Origin of the sequence: Micromonospora coriariae (assembly GCF_900091455.1) — a bacterium.
GTDB classification, from domain to species: Bacteria; Actinomycetota; Actinomycetes; order Mycobacteriales; family Micromonosporaceae; genus Micromonospora; species Micromonospora coriariae.
Genome location: NZ_LT607412.1, coordinates 1991581 through 2006811, shown reverse-complemented (window position 1 = coordinate 2006811; position 15231 = coordinate 1991581). Strand labels below are relative to the sequence as shown.

The window sequence follows — 15231 nt, the reverse complement described above, 5'->3', positions numbered from 1 at the left end:
GCGTGATCGGGCCCGTCCGCTGCGACGGGCGCGGTGCCGGCGCATGATCGACTCCACGTCGCCGATGTGGGGGTATCCGCCCGCGGTGATGCCCCCACATCGGCGATACAGAGTGAGCGCTTGCGCGTGATCGACTCGGGTTGCTGGAGGTGGGGGTGTCGCGACGCCCCGGATGCCCCGACTTCCGCGATGTCGAGTGGATCTTTCGGTGGGATGAGCGCCGCGCCGGGGGCGGATTCGCGGTCGGGGCCGCCGACCTGTTAGCCTTGCTGCCGGCCCGCCCGGTGTAAGCCGGGTGGGACCGAAGCCGGTTCGCCGGCGGAGGGGCTGTGGCGCAGACTGGTAGCGCACCTCGTTCGCATCGAGGGGGTCAGGGGTTCAAATCCCCTCAGCTCCACCCCAGGTCAAAGGCCGTTTCCCATCGTGGGAGACGGCCTTTTTCGATGTTTTACAGCATACCGACCACGGCGGGTCGAACATCGATCGTCGCAGGAACGCGCCCCGCGCTCTCGGCCCGTCCAACAGCCCCGCCAGTGCGTCCACACACCGCAGGCTGGAAGAACCCTGGTGAGACGCCCGGACATGGAGCCGAGCGTCTCACTCATTCCCGATCGGGGCCCGTCCGGCTTGACTGGTGACATGCGAGAGAACGTGCACCAACAGCCCATCCTGGTCCTCGGCGGCACCGGCAAGACCGGTCGTCGCGTGGTGGACCGCCTCACCGCCCTCGGCCGTCCGGTACGGGTCGGTTCCCGCTCCGGCGAGCCACGGTTCGACTGGACCGACCAGAGCACCTGGGCCGGCGTGCTGGAAGGGGTCGGGTCGGTGTACCTGGTGTACTACCCGGATCTGGCCGCACCGGACGCCCCCGCCACGATCCGCGCGTTCGTCGAGCAGGCAGTGGCCGGCGGCGTCGAGCGGATCGTCCTGCTCTCCGGCCGGGGCGAGGAGGCGGCTCAGCTCTGCGAGCAGGTGGTACAGCGATCCGGCGCGGAATGGACGATCCTGCGGGCGAGCTGGTTCAGCCAGAACTTCAGCGAGGATTTCCTGGTGGACTCGGTGCGCGGCGACGAGATCGTGCTCCCAGCCGGCGACGTCGGGGAGCCCTTCGTCGACGCCGACGACATCGCCGAGATCGCGGTCGCGGCGCTGACCGAGGCGGGCCACGTGGGTCAGCTCTACGAACTGACCGGCCCCCGGCTGCTCACCTTCGCCGAGGCGACCGACGAGATCGCCAAGGCGGTCGGGCGACCGATCACCTACCAGTCGGTCTCCCCACAGGAGTACGCCGAGGTAATGGCGCGTTACCAGGTGCCCGCCGAGCTGGTGGCCGTCCTGACCGACCTGTTCGGCAAGGTTCTGGACGGGCGTAACGCCCACCTGACCGACGGTGTGCAACGCGCTCTGGGCCGCCGGCCGAGGGACTTCGCGGACTACGCGCGGGACGCCGCCGCCACCGGCGTCTGGGCGACCGAACAACCGGATCGGGGCTGATCGTCATGAACACGCTGGCAGCCTGGTCGGCGGCGGTGACCCTCGCGGTGACCGGTCTGATCGCCGGGGTCTACTACGCCTTCTCCGTGTCCGTGATGCCCGGTCTGAACGCGACCGACGCCGGCACCGCGATCCGAGCCATGACGAGCATCAACCAGAAGATCCAGAATCCCCTCTTCTTCGTCACCTTCTTCGGTCCCATCATCGCGGCTGCGATCACCGGCGTACTGCTGCTGATCCTCGGCCACCGTCCGGCGGCACTGCTGTTCTTCCTGGCCGGGGCCGCGTACCTGGTGGGCGCGTTCATCCCGACGGTGGCCCTCAACGTGCCGATGAACGATGCGCTCGACGCGACCGGTGTGCCGACCGACCCGGCGGAGGCGGCGCGGATCTGGGCGGACTACACCTCTCGCTGGACCTGGTGGAACACCGTGCGCGCCGGGGCGAGCGTGGTAAGCCTGCTGCTTGCCGGATTCGGCGTCTACCTCTGGGGCAGCCAGCGGTGACCACGTCACCCCGCGGCGCACGGATCGGGCGATGCCCAGCGGATCGGTCAACCGGGCCTGCGGCCTCGACCAGGATCCGCTGGGCGTGCGCGACGAAGGGTCCGTCGGACTGGATCCGCTCGTGCGGGGCGGCGAGCCGGTCGCGGTACCGCTCGACGGTGAAGTCGGGATGGGGCCGGCGGGCCACAGCGGTCGGCCTCAGTGTCGGGTGTCGCGGCGTGAACGACGGATAGTGGCCGTCATCAAAGCGACCGTCACCGCGGCCGGTACGCCCAACAACACGCTCGCCTGGCTCCAGTCGATGCCCTGCGGGGGCGGAGGTTCCAACACGAAGATCGGCGTCAGCTAAGGCCCAGCTCCAACCGGCCGCGATGTTGGTGAGGCTGAGGAACGAACCTGCCCACATGAACCAGACAGCTCTCACGGCGGCGGCATAGTCATCGCGTCACATGCCCTTCGGTGACCTACTAACTCCTTTTCGACCGTGTGGATTCAGCGCGAAGCGGACGAACACTAGTAGTGGTCGTCGATCGGCCGGCGGGCCTCGTCGAAAAGCGCAGGGCCCTCGTACCGCACCGGAGGCAGTGGCGGGGTGGCTGGCTTGACCTCCTCGAACTGTTCGGTGGACAGGGCGTACACCACCCGGCCGAGACCGGACCGGTCGATCGCGGTCGCGCACATCGGGCACGGCTGGCAGCTGGTGAACATGGTGGTGCCGGCCGCCACGTCCGGGGCGAGTTCCCGGGCCGCCCAGCGGGCCAGCTTCAGCTCCGGGTGGGCCGTGATGTCCGAGTCGGAGACCACGGTGTTGTGGTCCTCGGCCAGAATGGTGCCGTCCGCATCGACAAGTAACGAGCCGAACGGCCGTTCGCCGGAGGCTCCGGCCTGACTGGCAATGTCTACGGCGCGGCGGAGAAACTTCTCGTCGTCGGTCGTCATCGGTCCTCCTGGGTTTTCTGGTACGCGGCCACGGCCGCGAGTGTCCGCCAGGCGCGTTCGGGCTGGCGGATCTCGGTCAGGTCGCCGTTGAACGGGTCGAGCACCACAGTCTCCGCGCCGAGCAGACGAATCTGATCGATGTCACCGGTGATCTGCTCGATGGTGCCGACCCCGGCGGGCCGGTCCGGGGCGGTGACCGGTTCACGGGTTTCGCGGAGTGCGATGCGCGGTGCCAACGCGGGCACCGGGCGACGCAGTTCGTCGGCGATGGCCTTGAGTCGCCCGGCCGCCTCCGTCAGCCATCCGGGCGTGACCCGTAGCGGGTGCCACGCGTCTCCGAGTCGTACCGCCCGGCGCATGCCGGCGTCGCTGTTGCCGCCGACCCAGATCGGGATCGCTTCCGTGTCGTAGTCGGCGGTATTGCGCCAAGCGTCACGCATCGCGTCCAGGTACTCGTCGGTCAGTGCGCCGCGCCGGCGGTACGGCACGCCGAGCGTCTCGAACTCCTGCCGGGCCCAGCCGACGCCGACGCCGAGGACGAGCCGGCCGCCGCTGAGCCGGTTGAGGTTCGCCGCCATCCGGGCGGTGAGCAGCGGGTGCCGGTACGGGACGATGAGCACGGTGGTGCCCAGCCGGACGCGGCGGGTCACCCCGGCCAGCCAGGACAGCGTGGTGAACGGCTCGTAGAACGGGGCGGGGTACTGCTCGGCCACGTCCGGGGTCACCGCGATGTGGTCGGAGACCATCAGTAGGTCGAAGCCGAGGCCCTCGACCGTCTGCGCCCACTGTCGCAGCACCTCGGGGTCGGTGCCCGGAGCGAAGTTCGGTACGTTCACGCCAATCTGCACACGTCGAGGCTAGTCAGCGCGAATCCGGTTTGTGAACATCATGTTGACGGATCCGGTCGGACGATCCCGGTGGTCAGGAAAACCGCTCGGTCGTCACGGGTATCAAGCCGTGCTGCCTCATGACGGTCGTCAGGTTGTGCAGCGTCGAGCCCAACGTGCCGGAGGCCTTCGTTCTCAACAGGACGGTCACGTCGAGGCACCAGGCGAGCCCGCTGCCAACCCGGCGCACGTCCCAGGCGAACCGGTCGCCGTCCTCGTCCAGGCAACCGGCGACGACCGCTCCTGGTGAGCGCGGATCGGCAGGAGCCCCGTCGCCTGTTGTCCGCCAGAGCGTTCTGAGGCTCTCCACCTGATCCGCGCGGAGATCCTTCGCGAAGAGGACGCGGTAGACGCGCCGCTCGTGGAATCCGGTGGGTGGCTGTGCGGGGCCGAGCCGCAGCGGGGGAGCGGAAGCGAACGGTTGGTGGTCGCGGAAGTACGTGCGCAGGACCGCCTCGGAGGGCAGCTGCCCTCCGCCGAGCTGGCGGTAGGCGCTGTCGGCATCCCTGCGGGAGGAGGGAACCAGCCGCGCCAGCGCCTCTCGATCGGTGCGCATGCTCCGGCTGAACGAAGCGGAACTCCACCAGCCGTCACCTGAAGGCGTCCAGCCCGCGCTGTCCAGCCCAGCCGTCGAGAAGTCGGCGTGACGGGTGAACTCCTCGACGACGATCCCCTCCACGCCAGCGGCCGGGCCGCGGTCGCCCGGCTTCGCCAGGACGAGGTAGTAGTCGAGCGGAGGTCGCGGCTCGGTCGCCTCGACGAGCGTCGTCACAGGTGCGGCGCGAAGCGGACCGGCAGGCATCAGCCACATCCTCCGTCTTCTGTCTCTGTCGGGGATTCCGGGCCACGGTAGCGAAGGGAGGCGGAGTCCACGGCGACTAGCATCCGGTGTCGACGTGAGGAGCCCCCATGACATCCACGGCACAGACCCGGTTCGGCCTCGTCGGCAGTGGTTGGCGGGGTGAGTTCTTCCTCCGGCTGGCTCGCCTGCTACCGGAGCGGTTCCGGGCGACAGCTGTGGTCACGCGTACCGAATCGCGCGGTGCGGCGGTGGCGGCCGAGTGGGGCGTGCGGACCTTTCGCACGGCGGCCGAACTGCTCGCCCACGAGCGGCCGGACTTCGTCATCGTGTCGGTGCCCTGGTCGGTGACGCCCGAGGTGACCCGCGACCTGGTCGCGGCCAAGGTGCCGGTGCTGGCCGAGACGCCGCCGGCGCCCGACCTGGCGGGTCTGCGGTCCCTCTGGTCCGACGTCGGAGACAGCGGCCTGGTGCAGGTCGCCGAGCAGTACCTGCTGATGCCCGGGCACGCGGCCCGGCTGGAGGTGATCCGCGCCGGAGTGCTCGGTGAACCGACCTCCGTCCAGATCTCCTCGACGCACCTGTACCACGCGGTCTCGCTGATCCGTGGTCTGCTCGGCGTCGGGTACGACGTCGTCGAGGTCAACGCGCGGGCGTTCGTCGCGCCGCTGGCCAACCCGTTGTCACCCGCCGGCTGGAGTGGTGACGCCACCCCGCAGCAGCTCTCCACCACCCTCGCCACCATCGACTTCGGCGGGCGGATGGGGCTGTACGACTTCACCGACAACCAGTGGTGGAATCCCCTGCGTACCCGCCGGTTGGTGGTGCGGGGGTCGCTCGGCGAACTGGTGGACGATCGGGTGGTTCGCCTGGTCGACCCGACCACGCCGGTGGAGTCGTCCCTGGTGCGGCGGCAGACCGGCGTCGACCTGAACCTCGAAGGGCTCGACCTGAAGCACATCAGCTTCGACGGCAGCGTGGTCTACCGCAATCCGTTCGTCGGCAGTGGAATGTCCGACGACGACATCGCGGTGGCCGACATCATGGCTCGCGCCGGTGCCTGGGCACGGGAGGAAGGCCCGGCGCCGTATCCCCTGGCGGAGGCGTGCCAGGACCACCTCATCAGCCTCGCCATCGAGGAGTCGGTACGCACCGGCCGTCCGGTCGTCACCGCCAAGGAGACGTGGGCACGGTAGCCGTGGCCGAGACCGAGCTGTGCTCCGGTCGTGTTCGGGTCCTGACTCACAGTGGCTAGCGTGCCGGGTATGACGCCACCGATGCACACGCCGTCCGGGTCGTTGGCCGGCGGAGCTGGGGGCCGTGGGCCGTCGCCGGTGGAGCGACTGGGCCGGCCAGTCTCCCACGACCTCGGGCGGACCGGATTCGCCGATGAGGCCGGCAGCAGTTGCGTTCGTGACCGCCCTCCGGCTGACCGTCGTCCTTCGCGCCCCCGACGCGTAGGCCGGGGGCGCCACGTCGTGGTGGGTCAGCTGGTGAAGTCGTCCGAAACGTCCCGGGCGTCCTCCTGGACGTGCTCGCCGGGCTTGTTGCCCCGGATTTCATCCCGCTGCGCCACCTGATCCGCCTGCGACCGCTCGTCCTGGGTCATGTTGCCCACCGCCGCCCTGGCCGGACCGGCCACGCGCTCGATCTGGTCGTTGGCCCTCTCGACGCTCATGTCGCCTCCCTCTCGCTCGGCGGATGCCTCTGCTGACCCGCGTCCCCGCCCTCCGTTGGCGAAAACCACCGGGCGGGGTTTCGAGGAATGGGTAGGCGGAGCCGGTAGGGGTGAACCGGCTCCGCCTCGGGGCGTCACGGCTTCCAGGAGCCGGCGGTCTCGAACTCGTGCTGGTACTCCAGCGCGCCCTTGGTGTCGGGCACGTCGAACACGACGCTGCCGGTGCGCTTGGTGCCGGCGGTCAGGTCGTTGCCGGCGGGCATGGGCTTGCCGCAGCCCGAGAAGGCCCCACCGATCGCGTTGGTCTCGGTGCCGTCGGCGGCGACCCACTGGAAGTAGAGCGGGTTCGTCGAGCCGGTGCCCCTGGTGACAGTGAAAGTTACGTCGGCGATCACGTACATGCCCTCGTCCGGCTTCAGGCCGTACGACTTGCAGGGCTTGGTGGAGGTGCTGAACTTCGTCACCGTGACCTCGACGGTGCCGTCGTCGCCGTCGATGACCAGGGTGTCCCCGGGCGACATGTTCCGGGTGTCATCGCCGGTCGAGGGCGGGGCCGACGAGGGAGCGCCGCTCGGCGGCTGCCCCACGCCCCGCGTCACGCCCGGGGTGGGGAGAGCGCCGGTCACGTCGTTGGCGGCATGGTTCGCGCCGATGACCACCGCCACGATGCCGCCGGCGCAGCACAGCAGGGTGAGCACGGCCGCGGTGACAGCGATGACCACCACCGTCTTCTTGGAGTTCTTGGCGGGTACGGGCGGCGGCATGGTCAGCGGCCCGCCGGGTGGCGGGTACGCGCCGCCACCCGCCCCGGGGTACGCGCCGCCCGAGAACGGCGGCTGCGGCCAGGCCTGGCCCGGCGCGCTCGGATACGGCGGGCTGGCGTACGGCGCCTGCGGCGGGTTCCCCACTGCCGGCCACGGGTTGGGCGGCGCGGGTGCCTGCGGGACCGTCGGCTCCGCGGCGGACTGTTGCGGCGTCGCCGGGAACGGCTGCGTCGGCGGCTCCGGGTTCGGCTGGTGGGGGTCCTGCGGCCCGACGGGGGGCTGGGGGTGGGTCACCGTACTCCTTGGCGCCTCGGTACGTGCGGTTCGCGAACCCGCCGACGCTACCGTGCGTCGACGATCCCACGATCGCCGCGCCGGATCCCGTCCCACGCCAGGGGCCCGACGCGGCGCGCGGCAACGGACCATCGTGGACGGTCGTCAAAGGCGAGCTGAGCACCAGGAAAGGCCGGCACGGGGTGAGGTGAGCGTCCGGACGTCAGCGGAGCGGGAGAACGGCGGCGGTGCGAACCAGCCCGTCGGCGACCACGAATCGGCCGCTGACCGTGGCCGGTGGGTCGGTGACCGCCGCCGCGTCCACCCGGGCCGGCGCGATCCGGGCGGTGAACGTGCCGGCGTCCGGGTCCAGCTCCAGCCGGGCGTCGTGGAAGTCCAGCCAGCTTCCGACGATCGGGTACCAGACCTTGTAGACGGTCTCCTTGGCGCTGAACAGCACGACCGGCCAGGAGATGCCGCGGGGCAGCCGCGCGCAGGCCTCCTCCTCCTCGGGCAGCAGCACGAGCCGGCGTACCCCTTCATTGACCTCGCGGTGCCGCTCCGCGTCCATGCCGACGGACCGGAACTCGGTGCTGCGCGCGGCGGCGGCGGCGCAGTAGCCGGTGGTGTGGGTGATGCTGCCGACCACCCCGGCCGGCCAGACGGGCGCGCGGTCGGCGGCGGCCGGCACGGCGGCCGGTGGCAGGCCGAGGCCGGCCATGGCCCGGCGTGCGCAGATCCGCCCGGCGGTGAAGTCCCGCCGACGGGTCTGGACCGCCCGCTCGCCCAGGCAGGCCTGCTCGGCGGCGAGCAGCTCCCCGACCCAGTCGTCCGGGCCGGCGACGGCTACCGCCACCGTCGCGGGCAGCAGGTCACGCATCGCCGGCTACCGGTCGGTAGATAGGGACGCGCTGCGCCGACTTCGGGTCGACCGTCAACTTTCCGACTGCCACGAGGGGAGAACGTACCGGAAGGATGTAACACCGGAGGGACGCACGGCGCTCGCACTGATGGGAGCGGGGGCCACCATCACCGTTGACCGGGGCATGGCAATCGCCACCCCACGGACATTGGAGAGGACGTGCGATGACCGATGGTGCGGAACGGCCGGGGGGGCGGGCTGACGATCACGCGCCGACAACCCCCGGCTGGAGCTGCGGCTCCTGCGGCGACGAGTGGCCGTGCGCGACGAAGCGCAGCCGGCTGCTGGCCGAATACGGGGGTGACCGGGCGATGCTCAGCGTCTACCTGGGCTCCTGTCTCGCCGCCGCCGCGGAGGACCTGCGCGCCGCCCCGGTGATGTCCCTCCAGGATCGGTTCATCGGCTGGCTGCCGCGCGGTTCGCGACGCGGCTGAGCCCGCCGGTGGCCCCGCCGCCGGGCGGGGCCACCGGGGGTCGGGCTCGTTCAGCCGCGCCGGGGTCGCCGGGTCAGGGCGAAGCCGACGACGCCGGCCACCGCGGCGAGCACACCGCCGATGCCGGTCCAGACCCAGCGCGAGCCGAGATCCGGCAGCCAGTCCGCCGGCGAGTCGCCCTCGTCGTCGGCCTCCGCGTCGGCCGCCGGTACGGCGGTGAGCACAGTGCCCGCCTTGGTGTTCAGCACCAGTGGCGCGGCCAGCTCGCCGTCGTCGGCCGATGCGCCCCGGTCGGCGACTGTGCCGACCAACAGGTCGACGTCGATCGGCGCGCCCAGGTCCGGCTCCGGGAGGTCCACCACGGAGAGCCGGATGACGTACGCGCCGGGCAACGGATCGGCCGACCACGGCTCTGCCCAGGGCCGTACCTCGCGCAACGTGCAGCCCAGCGCCACGCTCGACGCCCGCGCGTCCACAGTCGGCGTCTGCGCTCCGGCGGTGCACGCCTGTCGCCGGCGCAACCCGTCGAAGACGTCGACGGTCCAGGTGGAGGCACCGCTGCGCGCCTTCGGGAAGGTGACGGTGGCGCTGATCTCCTGCACCTGCCCGGCCGTTGCCGGGAAGGACCAGTAGAGGTGGTCACCGACCGAGGCGTCCACCCGCACCGGTTGCCCGGCGGTGATCGGCGTGGCGGTCAGGAACGACGTGCCGGCCCGGGTCACCGGCGTGGCCCCCGGCGAGGGGGTGGGGGCGGCGACGGCTGCCGCGGGCAGCAGCGCGGACCCGCCGGCGGCGAGGACCGCCGCCAGCGACCGGAACAGTGCGGTACGCATCAGTTCTCCCTCCAGGTGGCGACCCACCAGCGGGTGAGCAGGCCGGCGAGCAGTCCGGTGAGCAGGCCGGCCACGGTGAGCAGGGCGAGCAGCGCCCAGCCTCGGCCGAGGTCGGGCCCGTCCGGCGCGGGCGCCGCGGCGACCACGTCGACGGTCAGCTCGACCGGCATACCGGGCGTCGCCGCCGTGCCGGGGCGCGGGGCGAAGGAGTTGCTCACCACCAGGCAGACGGTGGTGGGCTCGATGGCCGCGGTGGCGGTCTCCTCGGCCTCGACGGCGTTCTTGTCGTCGGCGCTGGCCGACCAGCGGAGCCCGGCGGAGAGCACGTCGGCGCGCCCGCTGCCGGCGTCCGCGCCACGGACCAGTTCCCGGCCGTCCACCGCGGTGGCCCGCAGCAGCACCCCGTAGTCCCGGTTCACCGGTCGGTCCAGGGCCATGCTCACCGACGCGCGCAGCTCCTGCCCGGGGCGCACCGGCACCCGGTAGTACCGGTGCTCGGAGAACGCCTCCCGGTCGGCGTAGACGCCGGGGGCCAGCAGTGGCGCCGAGTCGCAGGCGTTCGCGCCGCCGACCACGGTCGGGGCCCGGGTGTGCGTGTCACCAGCGCGCTCGACGAGTTGTTTGATCCGGTCGGTCAGCTCCTCGGCGCTCTGCGCCGCGGTGTAGGTGCCGCCGGTCGCGCCGGCGATGCAGAGCAGTTGCCGGCGGACCTTCTCGTCGGGGGCCAGGCCGAGCGTGTCGACCACCAGGCTGGTGCCCTGGGCGGCCAGCTCGCGGGCTACCTCGCACGGGTTCGGTGGAGCGCAGGTGTCCTCCCCGTCGGTGATCAGCACGATCCGTCGGGTGGTTGCCCCGGTGCCCAGGTCCTGCGCGGCGGAGCGCAGCGCGAGGCCGACCGGCGTGAACCCGGTCGGTCGCAGCGTCGCCACCGCAGCCTTGGCCTGGGCCCGGTCCACCGGCCCGACGGGCACGATCTGCTGGGTGTCCTGGCAGCCGACCTTCTTGTCCTTGCCCCGGTAGGTCGCGCCGAGCACCCGGATGCCGAGCTGGGTCTCCGCGGGTAGCGCGTCCACGACCTCGTTGAACGCCTGCTGGGCGACCGAGATTCGGCTGCGCCCGTCGATGTCCGCGGCGCGCATCGAGCCGCTGACGTCGAGCACCAGCTCGACCCGGGGCGGCTCGGCCACCGGCTCCTCGTCGGCCGCCGCCGGGACCGGCCCGGTCAGCGCGGTGGTCGCCAGCAGTCCGAGAAGGACGGCCGCCGATCGTCTGAAGTTGATCACGGCCCGCAGTGTAGCTAGATCCACTTTGGATGATCATTTGGGTGGTGGTTGGTGGCCGCCGAGCGGCGGGTCCGGCTCCCGCCCGCGGCGCCCGGCGAAGACGCGCCGCTGGTCCGGCAGCGGGTGCCGGGCGGGGTGCGACGAGCGGGTCACGCGGCCTCGGACCTGCCCGTTCAGGGCGCTGAGTCCACGCCGGGTCACCCACGGTCAACGGCCGGAGGGGAGGCGTCGGCCCTGCCCACATCCGTCGGAAATCTGACCCAAGTCGACCCGTTGTGCCGGTGGTGCGCGGTGGTTAAGCTTCTCGTGCGCGCCCCAATCGCCCGCTTCCCCCGTGGCAGGCGATCGGGGCGCGCATCTTTGTAGAACGGGCCCGCACGCGCAAGCGTGCGGGCCCGTTTCCGTCGCGCTGAGCGGCGCGTCGCCTGCCGATGCTTATATCCAGCGCCCGTCCAGCCACATTCGGGACAGCCAGTCCGAGTACGGAATCAGCCGGCCCACGAAGATCGGATAGAAGTACGCGAAGCAGAGCGCCACCAGCAGCACGTACGCCCCGGCCGCGACGCTGCCCACCAACCGGCGTTCGTAGCCCGGGTCGCCGGGCACCAGCGGCGCGACCTCGCCGACGTCACCCCCGGCCGGGGCGATCAGCGCACCCAGCACGTACACGACGGCCAGCACCAGGAAGGGCAGTGCCGGCGCGGCGTAGAACGAGAACATCGTCCGGCCCTCGAGGGCGAACGCGAACCAGGGCAGCAGCCCGGCCGCCACGCTGAGCAGGAGCGCCCCGGCCCGCCAGTCGCGGCGAGCCACCCCGAGCCAGATCAGCGCCACCAAGGCGGGCAGGAACGACCACCAGAGCAGCGGGGTGCCGAGCAGCAGGATCTCCGAGGCGCAGGACGGCGCGCCACAGGCGCCCTCGCCGGACCAGTGGAACGCCACCGGGCGGCCGAGCAGAAGCCACTGCCATGGCCACGACTGGTATTTGTGCGCGTCGTCCAGCCCGGTGTGGAAGCCGTACGCCGCCCGGTGGTACTCGAAGAGGTTGATCAGCGGGCCGATCACCGGGGCGTCACTGAGCGGGGCGTTCGGATAGGACGACGCGAGCCGGTAGTAGCCGTCGTCGCTGAGCAGCCAGCCCGACCAGGTGGCCAGGTAGGTGCCCACCATCAGCACGCCGGCCAGCACCAGCCAGGGCAGCTCGTCGAGCACTGTGTCCCGCCAGGGCCGGCGGACCCCGGCCGAGCGGCGGACGCCGACCTCCCAGAGAAGCACCAGCAGCGCGAAGGCCGGCACGAAGTAGAGCGCACTCCACTTCACCGCGCAGGCGCAGCCGAGCAGCACCCCGGCGGCGAGCCGCCACCACGGCCAGGTGCGCCAGCCGGTCGGCGGTCGGCCGGCGCGGCCGGGCAGGGAAGGGTCGAGCCCGTCGTCGAGCGCCCGCGCCCAGCGCCGGCGGCGGGCGTCGCGGTCCAGCACCAGCGCGCCGAACGCGGCCAGCACGAAGAAGAGCAGGAAGATGTCGAGCAGCGCCGCGCGGGACAGCACCAGGTGGAAGCCGTCCAGAGCGAGCAGCAGGCCTGCCGCGCAGCCCAGCACCGTCGAGCGGAACATCCGCCGCCCGATGCGGACCAGCAGCAGCACCGACAGCGTGCCGACCACTGCCGCCGAGAACCGCCAGCCGAACTCCGGGGCGGTGGTCATCAGGTGCCCGGGGACGGAGACCTTCGACTCGACGTCCTGATAGCCGAAGGCCCACTCGCCGATGCCGATCAGCCACTTGCCCAGCGGCGGGTGCACCACGTACGACGGGGCGTTGTCCTTGTAGTTCCACTCGACGCCGCGGCTGATCAGCCCGTAGGCGTCCTTGGCGTAGTACGTCTCGTCGAAGATCTTGCCCTTCGGGCTGGACAGGCCGACGAAGCGCAGGATCGCCGCGATGGCCACCACGACGGCGGTGGCCAGCCACGAGAAGCGGTCCAGCCGGGTGTCGACGGTGGCGAACCGTCGACGGACCACGCCGGACACCGCGCCACCTGCGGTGCGGGGCGGCGCGGACCCCTGGTCAGGGCTCTGGTCGCTCGTCACTTCGACCATCTTTGCCGGATCGGCGCTCGGGCTCTGCGCTGTCGACGCACTCGTCACCCGGCGATCGTAGGCTGCCAACGTGTCCGGTGGCGCCCGTCGTCCCTGATACCGGTATCCGCTGTCAACGAAGGAGACGATCCTGTGGGTGAAATGTCCGAAGCTGGGCGCCTGATCCTGCTCGGTGCCCCGCTCGGCAACCCCGCCGACGCCTCGGCCCGGTTCCGGGAGGTGCTGACCAGCGCGGACGTGGTGGCCGCCGAGGACACTCGCCGGCTCACCCGGCTGGCCCGTGACCTCGACATCACCGTCGGCGGCCGGATCGTCTCCTACTTCGAGGGCAACGAGCAGCGGCGTACCCCCGAGCTGGTCGAGGTCATCCTCGGCGGGTACGTGGTGGCGTTGGTGACCGACGGCGGCATGCCGAGCGTCTCCGACCCCGGCTACCGGCTCGTCCGGGCCGCACTGGACGTCGGGGCGCCGGTCAGCGTCGCGCCCGGGCCGAGCGCTGTCACCACGGCCCTGGCGATCTCCGGGTTGCCCTGCGACCGGTTCTGCTTCGAGGGCTTCCTGCCCCGTACCCCCGGTGCCCGCCGATCCCGGCTGCGCGCCCTCGCCGCCGAGGAGCGCACCCTGGTTTTCTTCGAGGCACCGCACCGGATCGGCGCGGCACTCGCCGACCTGGCCGAGACGTTCGGCGCGGACCGGCCGGCGGCGCTGTGCCGGGAGCTGACCAAGACCTACGAGGAGGTCCTGCGCCGTCCGCTCGGCGAGCTGGCCCGGTGGGCCGCCGAGGGTGATCCGCGCGGGGAGATCACCCTGGTGGTGGCGGGGGCGCCGGTGACCGCCGCGGAACGCCCCGACGACGACACCCTGCGCGCGGCGGTCGCCGAGCGGGAGGCGGCCGGCCGGTCCCGCCGCGACGCCATCACCGATGTCGCCACCGAGTACGCCCTGCGCCGCCGTGACGTGTACACAATCGTGCACAGCTGACCCGCGTTTCGCGGCGCGCCGGTCCGGTTCACCCGGTGGCCGGGCCAGCAGGCGGCAGCTCACCGGGCGGACGGGTCACCACGCGGCGGCGAGGAAACCGAGGGTGATCAGCACCGGGCCGGCGACGGCGACAGCGACCGCCCAGCGGCGGTTCCGCCGGCCGGGCAGCCGCGTCGCTCCGGTCCACCGGGCGATACCGGCGGCGCACCCGAGCACCACCAGCAGGCCGGGCAGCCAGCGGAGGTGCCGGGCCGCGCCGCTGTCGACGTACGCGGTGCCGCCGTCAGGGCCGGCCATCCGCGCCGGAAGCACCGTCCCGGGGACGTCCCGGCCGGCGGGTACGCCGCCGACCCGTACCCCGTGTGCCAGGAACCGACCGTCGTCCGCCGTGAAGATGCCCCGGCAGCGCTGGGTGAGCCCACCGCCGGTGCAGTCGTCGATCACCACCGCGCCGACCCGGGCATGCCCGACCGCGAGCCAGAACGGGCCGGCGCTGACCCAGGCGAAGAAGGCCGCGACCAGGCTCAGCAGCACCAGCACCGCGAGCCCGGGCAGCGGGTCGGGGGGTGGAGTGGTGCGGACCGGAGTGCGGCGCCGGGCTGTGCCGGAGCCGCGGTCCCGCTCCGGTGCGGAATCTTCCCGGACCGGTGTGCCGTCCCAGTGCACCTGCTCGATCGGCGCCCAGTAGGTGCCGTCGTCACCGTCCGGCGGCGCGTCGCCGTCGGCCCGCCGGGCGCCCCGGTGCCAGCGGCTGTGCTGCCGGACCGGCACCCGGCGCGGCACCGCGTCCACCGGCGCCCCGGTGGTCGGCTCCAGCTCGACGGCCGGCGCGGGATCCCCGCCGGCCGGTGCCCCGCCGCCCGACGGGTCCGCCGGCGTGGGACGACCCGGGGCCGGTGCCGGCGCGGCCGGCGTGGGAGGGACCGAAGTCGCGGTGGTCGCCGCCGCGCCGTCCGGTTTCGGCGTGGCCGCCCGCCCCGCCGGCGTGGGCCGCTGCCTGCCCGGCCGGCTGGCGGCGGGGGTCGGTGGAGCGGTGGCGCCCGGTCGGGGGCTCGGGCCGGTCTGCGCCGTGACGCCCGGTCGGGGGGCGGAATCGTCCGGAGTACGGCTCGGTTCGGCGCCGGGCACCGGTCGGGGCTGGGGCGCGACAGTTCCGCCACGCGCCCCGCCGGGCTCGGGGCTGGGGTCGTCGCCGACCGTCGGCCCGGTGGGACGGTCATCGTGGTCCCGGGCCGCTCGTCTGCCAGTCACGACGTTCATTGCACACCGGCACCGGAGCCGGACCGGGCAGCTTGAGTGCGTGTCGGCGACAAATCGGACCAATGGGCGGGGTGGCTGGCC

General features: G+C 72.4%; 16 protein-coding genes, 1 tRNA gene and 1 pseudogene. 7 read left to right on the top strand and 11 right to left on the bottom strand.

Features of this window, described 5'->3' with window-relative positions:
- Nucleotides 1–323: 323 nt before the first annotated feature.
- Nucleotides 324–397: transfer RNA gene (locus tag GA0070607_RS09280), tRNA-Ala, on the top strand.
- A 50-nt stretch (nucleotides 398–447) separates the two neighbouring features.
- Here the strand turns inward: GA0070607_RS09280 and GA0070607_RS34270 are convergent.
- Nucleotides 448–543 (bottom strand): annotated as a pseudogene (locus GA0070607_RS34270) (AraC family transcriptional regulator); the annotation flags it as partial.
- 96 nt (nucleotides 544–639) lie between these two features.
- Between GA0070607_RS34270 and GA0070607_RS09275 the strand changes: the two are divergent.
- The 3 genes from GA0070607_RS09275 to GA0070607_RS09265 are packed head-to-tail and all read left to right on the top strand — an operon-like array spanning nucleotide 640 to nucleotide 2349.
- A complete protein-coding gene (locus tag GA0070607_RS09275) occupies nucleotides 640–1494 on the top strand; it encodes an NAD(P)H-binding protein (protein ID WP_089017842.1) in 855 nt (284 codons plus the stop codon).
- Between the two features lie 5 nt (nucleotides 1495–1499).
- Nucleotides 1500–2000 (top strand): anthrone oxygenase family protein, encoded by a 501-nt coding sequence (locus GA0070607_RS09270; protein WP_089017841.1) that lies wholly within the window; start codon nucleotides 1500–1502, stop codon nucleotides 1998–2000.
- A gap of 31 nt (nucleotides 2001–2031) precedes the next feature.
- Complete coding sequence (locus tag GA0070607_RS09265; protein ID WP_089017840.1) at nucleotides 2032–2349, top strand: hypothetical protein; 318 nt, start codon at nucleotides 2032–2034, stop codon at nucleotides 2347–2349.
- A gap of 164 nt (nucleotides 2350–2513) precedes the next feature.
- Here GA0070607_RS09265 and GA0070607_RS09260 read toward each other — a convergent pair whose 3' ends face one another.
- From GA0070607_RS09260 to GA0070607_RS09250, 3 genes are all read right to left on the bottom strand, one after another.
- Entirely contained in the window at nucleotides 2514–2939 is a 426-nt protein-coding gene (locus GA0070607_RS09260) for a nucleoside deaminase (protein ID WP_089017839.1), read from the bottom strand.
- Complete coding sequence (locus tag GA0070607_RS09255) at nucleotides 2936–3787, bottom strand: LLM class flavin-dependent oxidoreductase (protein WP_089017838.1); 852 nt, start codon at nucleotides 3785–3787, stop codon at nucleotides 2936–2938. The genes GA0070607_RS09260 and GA0070607_RS09255 overlap by 4 nt, the downstream gene beginning before the upstream one ends.
- Nucleotides 3788–3860: 73 nt before the next feature.
- Nucleotides 3861–4628, bottom strand: coding sequence for a hypothetical protein (locus tag GA0070607_RS09250; protein WP_157743113.1), 768 nt, complete (start codon nucleotides 4626–4628; stop codon nucleotides 3861–3863).
- Nucleotides 4629–4735: 107 nt separating this feature from the next.
- On the opposite strand from GA0070607_RS09250, the gene GA0070607_RS09245 reads away from it, so the two are divergent.
- Entirely contained in the window at nucleotides 4736–5821 is a 1086-nt protein-coding gene (locus GA0070607_RS09245; protein WP_089017836.1) for a Gfo/Idh/MocA family protein, read from the top strand.
- A 290-nt stretch (nucleotides 5822–6111) separates the two neighbouring features.
- On the opposite strand, the gene GA0070607_RS09240 is transcribed toward GA0070607_RS09245, so the two are convergent.
- From GA0070607_RS09240 to GA0070607_RS09230, 3 genes are all read right to left on the bottom strand, one after another.
- Nucleotides 6112–6303, bottom strand: coding sequence for a general stress protein CsbD (locus GA0070607_RS09240; RefSeq protein WP_089017835.1), 192 nt, complete (start codon nucleotides 6301–6303; stop codon nucleotides 6112–6114).
- A gap of 134 nt (nucleotides 6304–6437) precedes the next feature.
- Nucleotides 6438–7361 carry a DUF4352 domain-containing protein gene (locus GA0070607_RS09235; RefSeq protein ID WP_089017834.1) on the bottom strand — a complete coding sequence of 308 codons (924 nt, stop codon included), beginning with the start codon at nucleotides 7359–7361 and terminating at the stop codon, nucleotides 6438–6440.
- 202 nt (nucleotides 7362–7563) lie between these two features.
- Nucleotides 7564–8220, bottom strand: coding sequence for a 4'-phosphopantetheinyl transferase family protein (locus GA0070607_RS09230; protein WP_089017833.1), 657 nt, complete (start codon nucleotides 8218–8220; stop codon nucleotides 7564–7566).
- 206 nt (nucleotides 8221–8426) lie between these two features.
- Here GA0070607_RS09230 and GA0070607_RS09225 point away from each other — a divergent pair, with 206 nt between their 5' ends.
- A complete protein-coding gene (locus GA0070607_RS09225) occupies nucleotides 8427–8696 on the top strand; it encodes a hypothetical protein (RefSeq protein WP_089017832.1) in 270 nt (89 codons plus the stop codon).
- A gap of 50 nt (nucleotides 8697–8746) precedes the next feature.
- On the opposite strand, the gene GA0070607_RS09220 is transcribed toward GA0070607_RS09225, so the two are convergent.
- The 3 genes from GA0070607_RS09220 to GA0070607_RS09210 form a co-directional block, all read right to left on the bottom strand.
- Complete coding sequence (locus GA0070607_RS09220; RefSeq protein ID WP_089017831.1) at nucleotides 8747–9529, bottom strand: peptidase; 783 nt, start codon at nucleotides 9527–9529, stop codon at nucleotides 8747–8749.
- Complete coding sequence (locus GA0070607_RS09215; protein WP_089017830.1) at nucleotides 9529–10812, bottom strand: VWA domain-containing protein; 1284 nt, start codon at nucleotides 10810–10812, stop codon at nucleotides 9529–9531. Before GA0070607_RS09215 ends, GA0070607_RS09220 begins: the two co-directional genes overlap by 1 nt.
- A gap of 435 nt (nucleotides 10813–11247) precedes the next feature.
- Nucleotides 11248–12957, bottom strand: coding sequence for a dolichyl-phosphate-mannose--protein mannosyltransferase (locus GA0070607_RS09210; protein WP_089017829.1), 1710 nt, complete (start codon nucleotides 12955–12957; stop codon nucleotides 11248–11250).
- A 93-nt stretch (nucleotides 12958–13050) separates the two neighbouring features.
- Between GA0070607_RS09210 and rsmI the strand changes: the two genes are divergently transcribed.
- On the top strand, nucleotides 13051–13890 hold the full coding sequence (gene rsmI / locus GA0070607_RS09205; RefSeq protein WP_408630874.1) for a 16S rRNA (cytidine(1402)-2'-O)-methyltransferase: 840 nt from the start codon (nucleotides 13051–13053) through the stop codon (nucleotides 13888–13890).
- Nucleotides 13891–13965: 75 nt separating this feature from the next.
- Here rsmI and GA0070607_RS33255 read toward each other — a convergent pair whose 3' ends face one another.
- Nucleotides 13966–15141: a hypothetical protein gene (locus GA0070607_RS33255; protein ID WP_231930916.1), complete on the bottom strand. Its 1176-nt coding sequence runs from the start codon at nucleotides 15139–15141 to the stop codon at nucleotides 13966–13968.
- Between the last annotated feature and the right edge of the window lie 90 nt (nucleotides 15142–15231).